This is a genomic window from Sphaerisporangium krabiense (genome assembly GCF_014200435.1).
Lineage (GTDB): Bacteria > Actinomycetota > Actinomycetes > Streptosporangiales > Streptosporangiaceae > Sphaerisporangium > Sphaerisporangium krabiense.
This window is the reverse complement of sequence record NZ_JACHBR010000001.1, coordinates 6,296,784-6,310,201: the sequence shown is the minus strand read 5'-3', so window position 1 is coordinate 6,310,201 and position 13,418 is coordinate 6,296,784. Positions and strand designations below refer to the sequence as shown.

Here is a 13,418-nt window from a genome sequence, read left to right as displayed (position 1 = left end):
TGCTCTCACGCGGGCCGGTTCTGCGCCTGCCCGCCGAGGATGGCACGGATCGCGTTGCCCGACAGGCGGGACTTGGACAGGAACGCGACGGCCGGGCACGTGGCGATCATGTCGGAGAAGTCGCGCTCGGCGTAGGTGGAGATCAGGATCACGACGGGACGCCCGCCGGGCCGGGCGTCCACGAGCCGCCGGGCGAGCTCGAACCCCGGCTCCCCGCCCAGGCTGATGTCGACCAGCGTCACATCGGGACGCAGCTCGTCGAACCGCCGGAGTGCCTCCTCGATCGTCGAGGCCACGCCCACCACGCTGATCTGCTCGCATTCGAGCAGCTCGCGGGCCGCGGCGAGGAACCGCGGGTTGTCGTCGACGATCAGGCACCGGACTGCCACCCTTCAAGGATTCCAGCAGCCTCCCGGCCGGGCATTGCGGCCAGCCCCCATCTCAGGGGGCGTGCTGGCATGGAAGCCGGCGTGGGTGCTGCCCGCGATGACAGGTGCGCACCGGACGAGGCACCCTAGAGATAACCAAGAGCGTCTATACCAACACAAAATGGCGTATACCGTAGATGTATACGGTAGACGGGAGAAGGCATACAGCCTGCCACGGGGACACCAGAGCGGCGGAAGCTTCAGGGGGAACACGGTACGGCCATGACGGAGCACCACGGATGTGAGCACGGCGGCGGCGTCGCCGAACGGCCGTGTGAGGACGCCGTGGACCTGCCTGCGTACCGGCGGGAGCCGCTGCTGCACCAGCAGCGGCGGTTCATCGCCGACGCCTCGCACGAGCTGTGCACACCCGTGGCGGGCCTGCGGGCCCAGCTCGAAGAGGCGCAGATGCACCCCGAGGAGACCGACCTGCCGACCCTGCTCGCCAGCGCCCTGCGGGACGTGGACCGGCTGCAGGCCATCGTCACCGACCTTCTCCTGCTCGCCCGCCTGAAGGGGCAGGTCGCCGAGCGGGAGACGGTGGACCTCGCCGAGCTGGCCGGCTGGCAGCTCTCCGCCCGCGCCGACCGCAATGCCGCGCGGCTGCGCGCCGAGCCCGGGGTGCTCGTCTCCTGCGTCCCGCACCAGGTCGCCCGGCTGATCAACGTCCTGCTCGACAACGCCCACCGGCACGCCTGCGGCACGGTGTGGGTGGAGGTGCGCCGCGACGGCCGGTCGGCGGAGCTGACCGTGAACGACGACGGCGCCGGGATCACCGACGTCGACCGCGAGCGGGTCTTCGAGCCCTTCGCCCGGCTCGACACCGCCCGCAGCCGCGACCGGGGCGGCACGGGCCTCGGCCTGGCCATCGCCCGCGACATCGCCCACGCCCACCAGGGCACCCTGGACGTCGAGGACGCCCCCGCGGGCGGCGCCCGCTTCGTCCTTCGGCTGCCCTTCAGGGAGGACGCTCAGCCGCCCGCGTGACGTTCGAGGAAGGCGTAGACGTCGGCCTCGTCCACGCCGGGGAACGAGCCTGGGGGCAGGGCGGCCAGCACGTGCGAGTTCGCGCGGGCCGACGGCCAGGCGTACCCCTCCCAGCGCTGCGTCAGCTCGGCGGGCGGGCGGCGGCAGCACTCCCCTGACGGGCAGTTGGAGCGGGTCCTGGTGGTGGTCTCGCGTCCGCGGAACCAGCGCGACTCGCGGTACGGCACGCCGAGCGTGATCGCGAAGTCCCGCTCCCCCTCCCGCGAGGGGTCGACGTGGGCGACGCAGAAGTAGGTGCCGGTGGGCGAGTCGGAGTACTGGTAGAAGATCGAGAAGCGGTCCGGGGTGGCGAACACCTGGCGGCCGGCCCAGCGCAGGCACATGCGCTGGCCCTCGATCGCGCCCTGGGCGTCGGCGGGGAACACGATGCCGTCGTTCTCGTAGGCCTTGTAGATGATCCCCTGGGCGTCGTTGCGCACGAAGTGGCAGGTCAGCTCCAGGTGGTGGGTGGCCAGGTTGGTGAAGCGGTGGGCCGCCATCTCGTAGGAGACCGCGAACACGTCGCGCAGGTCCTCCACCGACAGGGCGCGGTCCTGCTTGGCCTCGCCCAGGTAGGTCACGGCGGCCGCCTCGGGGACCAGCACGGCGGCGGCGAAGTAGTTGGCCTCGGTGCGCTGGCGCAGGAAGTCGGCGAAGTCGCGCGGCTTGTGGTGGCCGAGCGCCAGGTGGCCGATGGTCTGGAGCAGGATCGTGCGCGGGCTGTGCATGCCGAGCTGCTCGTGCTTGACGTAGATGCGCCGGTTGCGCAGGTCGGTGATCGACCGCACCGTCCGCGGCAGGTCCTGGACGGTCTGCACGCTGTAGCCGAAGTGGGTGACCAGCGCCTGGACGGTGCCGGCCGACAGCGCGCCGGTGCGGTACCCGACGGCCGCCAGGGCCTCCGCGGCGGCCTTCTCGATCTCGGGGAAGTAGTTGTCCTGCTCGCGCTGCTTGCGGCGCAGTTCGGCGTTGGCCGCCCTGGCCTCCTCGGGGGTGGCGGTGCCCTTGGCCTCCCGGGCGCGCAGCTCCTCGTACAGCCCGAGGATGTGCTCCAGCACGTCGTTCGGGACCCGCGCGGACACCTTCAGCCGGGGCAGGCCGATCGAGGCGTAGATCGGGTCGCGCTGGGCCTCCTCCAGGGCGATCTCCAGCTGGGCCCGCCGGTTCGGGGCCTGGCGCCGCAGCAGTTCCTCCACGGGCACGGCCAGGGCCACGGCCAGCGCCTTCAGCAGGGAGAGCTTGGGCTCGCGCTTGCCGTTCTCCAGCAGCGAGAGCTGGCTCGGGGCCCGGCCGACCCGCTCGCCGAGCTCCGACAAGGTGAGCCCGCGCTGCTTGCGCAGGTGCCTCAAACGCTGACCGAACGCGAGGAGGTCGAGCTCCTGCGTCAAAGACAGCGGTTCTTCTCCCACCAAAGAGGCCATAGCACGATCCTAGGCGCAATTTCCACAGATCTTCCACCTGCCACGCGGGAGCGGCCCCGGGCGGCCGTCCCGGGAGTGCTCCGCACCCGGTCATGTAGATCTTGACACTCCGACGAAGACCCCAAACCAACCGAAACCACCCTGCATATCGGGACAAACGGGGATATAACCGGCACGCCGATCGAGATGTGGATCCCGAGATTGGTCTAGTCCATAGCGAAAAGTTTGCGTTTCTTACCACGTGAATACCGTCCAGTATTCGCGTAGAACGAAAGTTCTGACCATTTTCTCCCGATCTCTATTGAGGCGGATCGCCCAACCGTCGCAGACTCGAACCAAGCGCCCAGAGGACGCAAAGGGAGACGAAATGAAAGATCGCCTCAAGGGAGCTGCAGAGGAACTGCGGCGAGAGTGGGAGAGCGACCCGCGCTGGAAGAACGTCGAGCGGACCTACACGGCCGAGGACGTCGTTCGCCTGCGCGGCTCGGTGCAAGAGGAGCACACGCTCGCCCGCCTCGGCGCGGAGCGGCTGTGGTCTCTGCTGCAAACCGAGGACTACGTGCACGCGCTGGGCGCCCTCACGGGCAACCAGGCCGTCCAGCAGGTCAAGGCAGGACTGAAGGCCATCTACCTGTCCGGCTGGCAGGTCGCCGCCGACGCCAACCTCGGCGCCCAGACCTACCCCGACCAGAGCCTGTACCCGGCCAACTCGGTCCCGGCCGTGGTGCGCCGGATCAACAACGCGCTGCTGCGCGCCGACCAGATCACCTGGTCGGAAGGCGACGAGGCGGCGCCGCACTGGCTGGCGCCGATCGTGGCCGACGCCGAGGCCGGCTTCGGCGGTGTGCTGAACGCCTTCGAGCTGATGAAGGGCATGATCGCCGCGGGCGCGGCGGGCGTGCACTGGGAGGACCAGCTCGCCTCGGAGAAGAAGTGCGGTCACCTGGGCGGCAAGGTGCTCATCCCCACCGGCCAGCACATCAAGACGCTCAACGCCGCCCGCCTCGCCGCGGACATCTGCGACGTGCCGAGCCTGATCATCGCGCGGACCGACGCCCAGGCCGCGACGCTGCTGACCAGTGACGTCGACCCTCGCGACCAGGCGTTCACCACCGGCGAGCGCACCGCCGAGGGCTTCTACCGCGTGCGCAACGGCGTAGACGCCTGCATCGCCCGCGGCCTGGCCTACGCGCCGTACGCCGACCTGCTGTGGATGGAGACCTCCACGCCCGACCTGGACGTGGCGCGGCGGTTCGCCGAGGCGGTCAAGGCCGAGTACCCCGACCAGCTGCTCTCCTACAACTGCTCCCCGTCGTTCAACTGGAAGCGGCACCTGGACGACTCGGCCATCGCCAAGTTCCAGCGCGAGCTCGGCCACATGGGGTACAAGTTCCAGTTCATCACCCTGGCCGGCTTCCACTCGCTGAACCACGCCATGTTCTCGCTCGCCCGCGGCTACGCCGAGGAGGGCATGACGGCCTACGTGAGCCTCCAGGAGGAGGAGTTCGCCGCCGAGTCCAAGGGCTACACCGCCACGCGCCACCAGCGCGAGGTCGGCACCGGGTACTTCGACCTGGTCAGCACCGCGGTCGCGCCCGACTCCTCGACGGTCGCGCTGAAGGACTCCACCGAGGCCGAGCAGTTCGCCCGGCACTGATCCCGCCCCCGCGGCGGCCATGAACCCGCGGGCCCGTCCGGTAAAGATCCGCTTTGGGCGGCGGCCCCCTCCGGACGGGCCCGCGTGGCACACGCGGGCCCCGCAGAGCCGGTCCAGGCCGATCCGGCCCGATCCAGAGCCGATCCGGGGCGGCTCAGGGCCGGCCCAGGATCCATCCACGGCCGGATACGGACAGCGCCGGGCCATCGGCGGGCGACGGTCGCCCGTCTAGACTGGGCATCGATGGATGAACAGTCGGAAAACCGGCAATTCCAGTACCGCTCACCCGTCGCCTCGGCCGTCGGCGCGCACCATCCGGCCGAGGACCCGCGACCACCCGGCGACGGGGTGACGCTCGGCGTCGAAGAGGAGTTCCTGCTCGTCGACCCCTGCGACGGCGTCCCCGCCCACGCCAACGCCCGCGTGCTGGCCGACCTCGCCGACACCCCCGCGAACACCGGGGACGCCGAGTACAAGGCCGAGCTGCTGGGCTCCATGATGGAGGCCGCCTCCCCCGTCTGCACGAGCCTCGCCCAGCTCCGCGCCCGCCTGATCTCCGGCAGGCGCCGCCTGGCGGACGCCGCGGCCCGGGCCGGCGTGCGGGCCGTCGCCACCGGCACCCCGGTCGTGCGCGCCCCCGCCCCGCGCGAGGTGTCGGCCAAGAGCCGGTACCGCGAGATGCGCGACCTGTACGGCCTGCTGGTCACCCAGCAGGAGACGTGCGGCTGCCACGTCCACGTGGGAGTGGCCGACCGGGAGACCGCCGTCGCGGTGGTCAACCGGGTCAGGCCGTGGCTGCCCACCCTACTCGCGCTGTCGGCCAACTCGCCGTTCTGCGAGGGCGTGGACACCGGGTACGCGAGCTGGCGCACCGTCGCCCTGTCCCGCTGGCCCGCCACCGACATCCCGCCGCGCTTCTCCTCGGCCGCGCACTACGACCGCGTCACGGCCATGCTGCACGCCGGCGGCGCCCTGGTCGGCACCGCCCACCCGTACTGGCTCGTCCGCCCGTCGGGCCGCTTCCCCACCGTCGAGATCCGCGTCGCCGACGTGGCCGCCACCGTGGACGAGGCCGTCCTGCAGGCGGCGCTCGGCCGGGCCCTGGTCCGCACCGCGCTCACCGACCTCGCGGCCCCCGCGGCACCGGACGAGGAGCAGATCCTCAAGGCCGCCCTGTGGGCCGCGGCCCGCTACGGCCTCGGCGGCGGCGGCGTCCATCCCACGACCGGGGAACGGATGCCCGCCATGGCCCTGCTGGAGGAGATGCTGGCCTGGATCGCCCCCGCCCTGCGCGACCTCGGCGACGAGGAGGAGACCGGCAGGCTCCTGGCGGCCCTCACCCGCACCGGCACCGGCGCCGACCGCCAGCGCGCCCTGGCCGCGGCCGGCCTGGACCGGGCGGCCTCTCAGGTGATCGACGCCTTCGACCTCGCCAAGACCACCCCCTGACCCCCGACTCGACGGAGCGCGGGCGGTCTCCCGGAGATCCTTGTACACGCGGGGCGCGGAAAGCGTACGCAGGAAGACATGCACGCCGCATCGCGACGCGCGCGCCTTCGCCGCCGGGGCGCGCGGTGAGCCGGCCCGCCGCCGAGGCCGCCAAGACCACCGTGCCCGCCCAGGCCGACGAGGGCCGGCCGCGGCTCGACGCCACCGCCTGGGCCGGGCCGCGCCCCCGGGCCGCCGTCCCCACCTACCTGCTCGTCGTCGCCGTGCCCGCCCTGATCGCGCTCGCGCTGCTGCTCACGGCCCGCGAGTCCTCCGGACCCCGGACGACGGGCGGGCCCGTGGCCGCCGACCACGGGGTGCAGCTGTTCATCTCGTTCGCCCTGGTGATCCTCGCCGCCGAGTTGTTCGGCCGGTTCGCCGTGCGGCTGGGGCAGCCCATGGTCGTCGGAGAGATCTTCGCGGGCATCTGCCTGGGGCCGTCGGTGCTCGGCGGGTTCGCTCCCGGGGTGGTCTCCTGGCTGTTCCCGGCCGAGCTGCGGCCCGTCCTCCAGGGCCTCGCCGACCTCGGGCTGGTCGCGCTGATGTTCTGCGTGGGCCAGGAGACCCGCCACGCCCCCCTCAAGGGCCAGAGGCGGACCGCCATGGCCGTCGCGCACGCGGGCATCGCGGGCCCGTTCCTGGGCGGTGTGCTGCTGGCGACGTTCCTGTACCGCGACTGGGCGGGGCCGCAGGCCAATCCGGTGATCTTCGCGATGTTCCTCGGCTCGGCGCTGTCCATCACGGCCTTCCCCGTGCTGGCCCGCATCCTCGTCGAGCGGGACATGCTGCGCACCATGGCCGGCAGGCTGAGCATGCTGTGCGCCGCGATCGCCGACGTGGTCGCCTGGTGCCTGATCGCCGCCATGACCGCGGTCGCGGGCCGCGACACCCCCGCGCACGCCGTGATCACCGTGGTGCTCGTGGTCGTCTACGGCGCCGCCATGGCGACGCTCGGACGCCGCCTGCTGGAGCGGCTGTTCGCGGCGCTGGAGGGCCGGGGCGACGAGCTGCGGCTGCTGGTACTGCTGGCCGGGCTCCTGCTGTCGGCGGCGGCGACCTCCGCGATCGGCATCCACGCGATCTTCGGCGCGTTCCTGTACGGCCTCTGCTGCCCCACCGGGGCCCTCAGCAAGCTGACCGAGCAGATCAACGTCGTCTCGGCCACGCTGCTGCTGCCGTTCTTCTTCGTCGGCACCGGCCTGCGGACCGACATCTGGCGCAGCGGCTTCGACCTCGGTCTCGCGGGCGTGACCGCGCTCATCGTCGTGGTGGCGATGGCGGGCAAGGTGGCCGGCCCGGTGCTGATGGCCCGCGCCTCCGGGCTCGGGCGGCACGACGCGGCCACCGTCGGCGTGCTGCTCAACACCCGCGGCCTCACCGAGCTGGTGGTGCTCAACCTCGGGCTCGCGCTGGGCCTGCTCGGCGACCGGCTGTTCGTCGCCCTGGTGCTCATGGCCCTGATCACCACGGCGATGACGGCGCCCCTGCTCGGCCTGCTGAACCGGAGCGGGATATCGGGTCGACAGGCGAGCCCGCGACGCCTTTGATGGTGGCCACTGTCCGCCCGCCCGGAGCGGGCCGACCACAGGAGCCTCCTTGACGGACGCGCGAACCGCGGAAACCCGTCCCGTGATCACCGGCGCGCTGGTCAGGCGCTTGGTCGGCGCGCGGTTCCCGCGCTGGGCCGGCCTGCCTCTCGAACCGCTCGGCCCCGCCGGGTCGGACCATGTGATCTACCGGCTCGGCGAGGAGCTGTCGGTCCGCCTGCCCCGGCACGCCGGCGCGATCCGCCAGGCGGAGAAGGAGGCCGAGTGGCTGCCCCGGCTTGCCCCGCACCTGCCCCTGGCCATCCCGGTGCCGGTGGCGGTCGGTGAGCCGGCCTTCGGCTATCCCTGGCCGTGGGCGGTGTCGCGATGGCTGGAGGGCGAGGCGGCGACCGTCGAGGCACTGGGCGCCTCGTCCCGGGCCGCCGTCGAACTGGCGGAGTTCCTGATCGCCCTCCAGCGGTTCGACACGCCGGCCGCGGGTACGCGCGACGAGCTCACGGCCCCGCCGCTCGCCGACCGGGACCGCGCGACGCGAGCCGCCATCGCGGCGGTCGGCGGCGTGTTCGACACCGCCGCCATGACCGCCCTGTGGGACGCCGCGCTCGGCGCCCGCGGCTGGGACCGCCCGCCGGTCTGGTTCCACGGCGACTTCCACACCGGCAACCTGCTGACCGTCGGCGGCCGTCTCAGCGCGGTCATCGACTTCGGCGAGCTCGGCGTCGGCGATCCGGCCTGCGACCTGACCATCGCCTTCACGCTGATGTCGGCCGGGAGCCGCGCCGCCTTCCGTGCGGCGCTCGGCGTGGACGAGGCCACCTGGCTCCGCGGCCGCGGCTGGGCCCTGGCCACCGGCCTGAACGCCTACACCGCCTACGCCGCCGTCGACCCGCGGGTCGCCGCGCAGACCACCCGCCAGATCACCGAGGCCCTGATCGGCTGAAGGCCCCGGCCCATGCCCTTTACGTTGTAGATTCGTAAAGTGGCCGTTCTGACGGGGTCAGCGCGGCCGGCGGGCCGCGCGCACGTACCAGCGGCCGTCGGCGTGGTCCAGGAGCAGTGGTCGCCCGTAGCACTGGGAGAGGTTGTCGCCGGTCAGGACCTCCTGGACCGGGCCCGCGGCCAGGATGCGGGCGTCGTGGACCAGCAGGGCGTGGGTCGTGGTGGCGGGGACCTCCTCCAGGTGGTGGGTCACCAGCACCGTGGTCAGCGCGGGACGGCTTTCCGCGAGGTCCTCGACCGCGGTGATCAGGTCCTCGCGGGCGGGCAGGTCCAGGCCGGTGAAGGGCTCGTCGAGCATCAGGATCGCGGGGTCGGCCATCAGCGCGCGGGCGATGCGCACCCGTCCCCGCTCCCCCTGGGAGCACACCGCGAACGGCCGGTCGGCCAGGTCCTTGCAGCCGAGGTCGGCGAGCAGGGAGTGCGCCTTCTCGTGCTCGCGGGGGCCGTAGCGGTCCCACAGGGGGACGCTGCTGCCGGTGTACCCGGTGAGCACGACCGTGTGGGCGGTCAGGGACTCCTCCTCCATCAGGGCCTCGTCGACGAGCCGCCCGCCCGCCGCGACCAGGCCGATGTGGCGGCGCAGCTCGCGCAGGTCCACCCGTCCGAGCCGGTGACCGAGCACCGCCGCCGTGCCGGAGCTGGGGAAACGCACGGCCGAGGCCACCGAGAGCAGCGTGGTCTTGCCCGCGCCGTTCGGGCCGAGGATGACCCAGTGCTCGCCGTACTCCACCCGCCAGTCCACCTCGGCGAGAAGCGTGCGCCCGACGACCTTCACGGTCATCCCGGCGATCTCCACCGCCGCGCCCGATCCGCCGTCCCGGCCGTTTTCCCGATTCATGGACACCCCTTTCCCGAAGCAGGATAGGGGCAGGCCCGCGCGGAAGGTCACGCGAGGCCGCGGGGATCGCGGAGGAGCCAGGCCGGTCAGGCCGTGGAGGACTCCGTGATCGTGGGGATCGGGGACGGCTGCGCGGACTCGCCGTCGCCCCACTCGGGGATCTGGCTGATGCTGACCGTGGGCTTGGGGGTCTTGGTGGGGGTCTTGGTGGCCGTGCGGGTCGGCGTCGGCCGGGGTTCCTTGGTGGGCTTGCAGGGGCGTTCCCGGCCCCGCTTGTCCGTGCAGGGCGGGTCCGCGGCGGGCGGCGGCGGCGCGGTGGTGCGCTCGGGCTCGGGCCGCGGCGAGGGCGCCCGGGTCTCCCACGGGTCCCCTCCGTCCACGGGGCCGCCGGTGGGGCCGGGCCGCCGCGTCGCCGCCGGGGAGGGCACGTAGGTGAGCTGCGGCGGCCGGGATCCGGGGATCTCGGCGTCGCGCGAGGCCGTCCCGGAGACGGCCACGCGCACCGAGGGGTCCGGCACCTCCACCGGCACGCGGCTGCCCTCGATGGGCACGACCACGGGCGCCGTGCCGGGGCGCTCGGCCCGGGGCTCGACGGTGGTCCGGCCGGCGCCGGCCGCGACGACGGTCAGCGCCGCGATCGACACGGTGGCCAGGGCCGCGAACCCGGCGTGCGAGGCGTGCCCGCGCCGCGCGGCGGAGCGGCGGGCCGCCCGCGCGCCGGTGGTGGCGCCCGGCTCGCCGTCCCCGGGACCGTTCGCCCGGCCGCGCCGGACCGCCGGGTACGGCACGGGGGCCCAGATCTCCTCCATGACGGCGTCCACGGCGTCCCTGCGGTCCCAGGCGCGCTCCACTCCCCCGGCCTCCAGCAGCCACTCCAGCAGCGCGGCGGCGCCGGGCCGCTGTCCGGGTTCCTTGGCCAGCGCGGCCGAGACCGGGTCGGCCAGGAGCTTGGGGACCGCCGACAGGCGCGGGTGCTCGACCAGGATGCGCCGGGTGACCACGTCGGCCTCGCCGGTGCCGAAGGGGTGGTGGCCCGTGGCGGCGTAGGCGACCAGGCATCCCCAGGCGAAGATGTCGGAGGCGGGGATGGCCGGACCGCCGGTCAGCCGCTCGGGGGCGACCCAGCCGGGACTGCCCATCACCTGGCCGGCCTGGGTGTGGGCCACGGCGGCGTCCAGGTCCCGTGCGATGCCGAAGTCGATGACCCGCGGCCCCCGCGGGGACAGCAGGACGTTGCCCGGCTTCAGGTCGCGGTGGACGAACCCGGCCTCGTGGATGGCGGACAGCGCCGCCGCCGCGCCGAGCGCGACGCCGTAGGCGAGGTCGGGGGTCAGCGGGCCGCGCGCGGCGACGACCTGCGACAGGGAGGGGCCGGGGATGTACTCGGTGACGAGGTAGGGGCGGTCGCGGTCCACGCCGTGCTCCAGCACCGCCGCCGTGCAGAAAGGGACGACGCGGCGGGAGAACTCGACCTCCTCGGTGAACCGGGCGCGCAGCGTGGGGTCGGCGAGATGGACGGCGTGCGGGGTCTTGAGCGCGACGAGGCCGCCCTCGGGATGCTCGGCGAGGTACACCACGCCCATCCCGCCGGCGCCGAGACGGCCGAGGAGAAGGCAGCGCCCGATGATCACCGGGTCGCCCACCGTCAACGGCCGGACGCCTGGAGGCATCCCGCTGGGGACACCCGCTGCACGTGCCATCCGCGGATGACCTCTCTTCGAGAAGTTTTTCGAGCATTACGGCACTGGCCACTGTGTCGCTCCCGAAGCCCGTTCGGCATGAACTAGTGCGAAGTGGCATGAGAGGTAAGGCGAATCATCCCTAGCGGTAAGGCCCCGATGTGTCCCATGTGACTGCTGAGCCCACAGGGACGATCACCCGACCGGTCACCGCGAAGTCGTGCGACGAGGGTCCAGGCGGCGCGGATCGAGGCAGGCGCCGGGGTCAGGCGGCGGCGGAGTCGGGCCCCGGCCTCTGCGGGGGGACGGCGTCCCGCGCGGACAGCGCGGAGAGGGAACCGTCCTGTTCCGGGCCGGGGCCCGAGGGGTCGGCGGCGGAGTCCGCCAAGGCGCCGGAGCCGGCGGAGACCGCGAGGAGGAAGCGTTCGATGTGGCGGAAGATCAGGCGGGCCTCGGGGAGGACGTCGGCGAGGATGGGGAAGGCGTGCGGCATTCGGTGCCACTCCTCGTAGGTGACCTTCACGCCGGCCCGGCGCGCCTGGAGGGCCACGCGGCGTCCCTCGTCCCGCAGCACCTCGGTGGAGCCGGTGACGACCATGAGCGGGGGCAGGCCGGAGTAGTCGCCGTACACCGGGGAGACCAGGGGGTCGCGGCGGTCCAGCCCGGCCGTCCATCGGCGGGCCAGCCAGTCGACCCGCCCGGCGGGCAGGATGGGGTCGGCCCAGCGGTTGGCGCTGCGCCGCGCGTCGGACAGGTCGGCCCACGGCGACAGGCAGATCGCGGCCGCGGGCAGGGGCGCGCCCCGGTCGCGCAGGGCGAGGAGGGTGGCCAGGGTCAGGTGGCCGCCCGCCGAGTCGCCGCCGAGCACGATGTCGCGGGCGTCGTACCCGCGGTCGAGCAGCTCGTCGTAGGCGCCGAGGGCGTCGGCGAGAGACTCTGCGAGCGAGTGCTCCGGGCCCTGGCGGTAGTCGAAGGCGAAGACGGGACGGCGGGCGACGGCGGACAGCCGCCAGGTGATCGGACGGTGCGTCGCCGGCGAGCAGAGGAAGTACGCCCCACCGTGGAAGTAGAGCAGCACCTTGTCCTCGTCCAGGTCATGCCCGGCCCGCACCCACTCCGACCCGCACGCGCTCCCGCGCCTCGCCGGGGTCCGCATGACCTCTTCCCCGGCCGGCGTCCCGCCGTCGCCACCCCCGGACCGGGTGCCGCGTCCCGGTTCCTCGGCGGACCGCGCACCGCCCACCGGGGCGGACCCGACCTCGGACTCGGTGGGGCGGTTCATCGCCGGCGGGCTTCCGGGCGTGGGGGGCGCGAGGGGCGTTTCGTGGGGGCAGGGGGTGGGGTGGAGGAGGTCGGAGTCTTTGACGATCTCGACCTCGGGCGGTGCCATGAGGGGGAGACGCTCGCCGAGGGCGGCGAGGCGGGCGAGGACGGTCATGCCGACGCTGTGGCGCAGCAGGATCGCCGAGATCGGCTTGGTGGTGCCGCGCAGCAGGCCGTTGAAGGCGCCGGCGCGCCAGCTCACCGGGTAGACCGGATGGACGTCCACGTCGATGTCCTGCTCCACGTGTCCCTCCTTGCGCCGTCGTCTGGCCGTTCACCAGGGGTGATATCCCGGTTTACACGGACGTTACGCATTTTGTCGAGTCCGTTCACCCAGATTTGACCTGACCGAATGGTTGCCCGGCCGCGGACACGCTCAGGAGACGTTCCTGCGGATCTCCCCCAAGAAGCGGACCAGCTGCTCGCGCTCGGCGGCGTCCAGGGTGCGCAGCGCGCGCTCGCTCAGCCGGAGCATCTCGTCCGCGATGACGTCCTCCAGCTCCCGGCCGCGCTCGGTCAGGCGCAGGCGGACGAGGCGGGCGTCGGTGGGGTGCGGCTCGCGGCGCAGCAACCCCGCCGCCTCCATGCGGGTCGTCGCCCGGGTGACGGTGGGCGTGGCCAGTTCCAGGCGCCGCGCGATCTCGCCGGGCGCGAGTCCGTCGGTCTCCCACAGGCACTGCAGGATGAACTGCTGTCCCGCCCGCACGCCGTGACGGTTGTAAGCCGCCTCGGCGGCCATCGCCATCGCCCGCTTGGCCGTCCAGAAAGCGGTCTGGAACTCGTCGGTCACCGCTCCCCCTCTCCGCGCCGCCTCCCCGGATGAGCGCAACGTACCAGGAAAGAGCCGTGCGCCCCGTTGCCCGCCGGCTTCACCGGGGGCCGGTGACCGTACCCATGCCGCCGATCCGGGTCGATGTCGTCGTTCTACCGGACGGCGACGGCGTGTGACCGTCGAGGGGCGGCGCGCAGGGGCGCGGAAAATGCGGTGATCCGTGCGGCGGGTCCGCCTACA

11 protein-coding genes are annotated in these 13,418 nt (G+C 73.1%); 5 read left to right on the top strand and 6 right to left on the bottom strand.

Annotation, left to right across the window (positions count from 1 at the left end):
• Positions 1-5: 5 nt before the first annotated feature.
• Complete coding sequence (locus BJ981_RS27630; protein WP_184615205.1) at positions 6-389, bottom strand: response regulator; 384 nt, start codon at positions 387-389, stop codon at positions 6-8.
• A gap of 261 nt (positions 390-650) precedes the next feature.
• Here BJ981_RS27630 and BJ981_RS27625 point away from each other — a divergent pair, with 261 nt between their 5' ends.
• Positions 651-1,415 carry a sensor histidine kinase gene (locus BJ981_RS27625; RefSeq protein ID WP_184615203.1) on the top strand — a complete coding sequence of 255 codons (765 nt, stop codon included), beginning with the start codon at positions 651-653 and terminating at the stop codon, positions 1,413-1,415.
• Here the strand turns inward: BJ981_RS27625 and BJ981_RS27620 are convergent.
• Complete coding sequence (locus tag BJ981_RS27620; RefSeq protein ID WP_239139415.1) at positions 1,400-2,875, bottom strand: XRE family transcriptional regulator; 1,476 nt, start codon at positions 2,873-2,875, stop codon at positions 1,400-1,402. The genes BJ981_RS27625 and BJ981_RS27620 overlap by 16 nt on opposite strands.
• 367 nt (positions 2,876-3,242) lie before the next feature.
• Between BJ981_RS27620 and aceA the strand changes: the two genes are divergently transcribed.
• From aceA to BJ981_RS27600, 4 genes are all read left to right on the top strand, one after another.
• Entirely contained in the window at positions 3,243-4,532 is a 1,290-nt protein-coding gene (gene aceA / locus BJ981_RS27615) for an isocitrate lyase (protein ID WP_184615201.1), read from the top strand.
• A 243-nt stretch (positions 4,533-4,775) separates the two neighbouring features.
• Positions 4,776-5,981, top strand: coding sequence for a carboxylate-amine ligase (locus tag BJ981_RS27610; RefSeq protein WP_184615199.1), 1,206 nt, complete (start codon positions 4,776-4,778; stop codon positions 5,979-5,981).
• Positions 5,982-6,106: 125 nt separating this feature from the next.
• On the top strand, positions 6,107-7,567 hold the full coding sequence (locus BJ981_RS27605) for a cation:proton antiporter (protein ID WP_184615197.1): 1,461 nt from the start codon (positions 6,107-6,109) through the stop codon (positions 7,565-7,567).
• A 49-nt stretch (positions 7,568-7,616) separates the two neighbouring features.
• The gene (locus BJ981_RS27600) at positions 7,617-8,507 is read left to right on the top strand and encodes an aminoglycoside phosphotransferase family protein (RefSeq protein ID WP_184615195.1); all 891 of its coding nucleotides are present in this window, start codon (positions 7,617-7,619) and stop codon (positions 8,505-8,507) included.
• Positions 8,508-8,564: 57 nt separating this feature from the next.
• Here the strand turns inward: BJ981_RS27600 and BJ981_RS27595 are convergent, their stop codons facing one another.
• The 4 genes from BJ981_RS27595 to BJ981_RS27580 form a co-directional block, all read right to left on the bottom strand.
• Positions 8,565-9,404: an ABC transporter ATP-binding protein gene (locus BJ981_RS27595; protein ID WP_184615193.1), complete on the bottom strand. Its 840-nt coding sequence runs from the start codon at positions 9,402-9,404 to the stop codon at positions 8,565-8,567.
• Between the two features lie 86 nt (positions 9,405-9,490).
• On the bottom strand, positions 9,491-11,074 hold the full coding sequence (locus BJ981_RS39430) for a serine/threonine protein kinase (protein ID WP_184615191.1): 1,584 nt from the start codon (positions 11,072-11,074) through the stop codon (positions 9,491-9,493).
• Between the two features lie 274 nt (positions 11,075-11,348).
• Positions 11,349-12,650, bottom strand: coding sequence for an alpha/beta hydrolase (locus BJ981_RS27585; protein ID WP_275422313.1), 1,302 nt, complete (start codon positions 12,648-12,650; stop codon positions 11,349-11,351).
• A 132-nt stretch (positions 12,651-12,782) separates the two neighbouring features.
• Complete coding sequence (locus BJ981_RS27580) at positions 12,783-13,196, bottom strand: MarR family winged helix-turn-helix transcriptional regulator (RefSeq protein WP_239139413.1); 414 nt, start codon at positions 13,194-13,196, stop codon at positions 12,783-12,785.
• Positions 13,197-13,418: the final 222 nt, after the last annotated feature.

Coding starts and splice junctions, on each gene's coding strand:
- BJ981_RS27625 (WP_184615203.1), top strand. CDS start 651: ATGACGGAGCACCACGGATGTGAGCACGGCGGCGGCGTCGCCGAACGG.
- BJ981_RS27620 (WP_239139415.1), bottom strand. CDS start 2,875: ATGGCCTCTTTGGTGGGAGAAGAACCGCTGTCTTTGACGCAGGAGCTC.
- aceA (WP_184615201.1), top strand. CDS start 3,243: ATGAAAGATCGCCTCAAGGGAGCTGCAGAGGAACTGCGGCGAGAGTGG.
- BJ981_RS27610 (WP_184615199.1), top strand. CDS start 4,776: ATGGATGAACAGTCGGAAAACCGGCAATTCCAGTACCGCTCACCCGTC.
- BJ981_RS27595 (WP_184615193.1), bottom strand. CDS start 9,404: ATGAATCGGGAAAACGGCCGGGACGGCGGATCGGGCGCGGCGGTGGAG.
- BJ981_RS39430 (WP_184615191.1), bottom strand. CDS start 11,074: ATGCCTCCAGGCGTCCGGCCGTTGACGGTGGGCGACCCGGTGATCATC.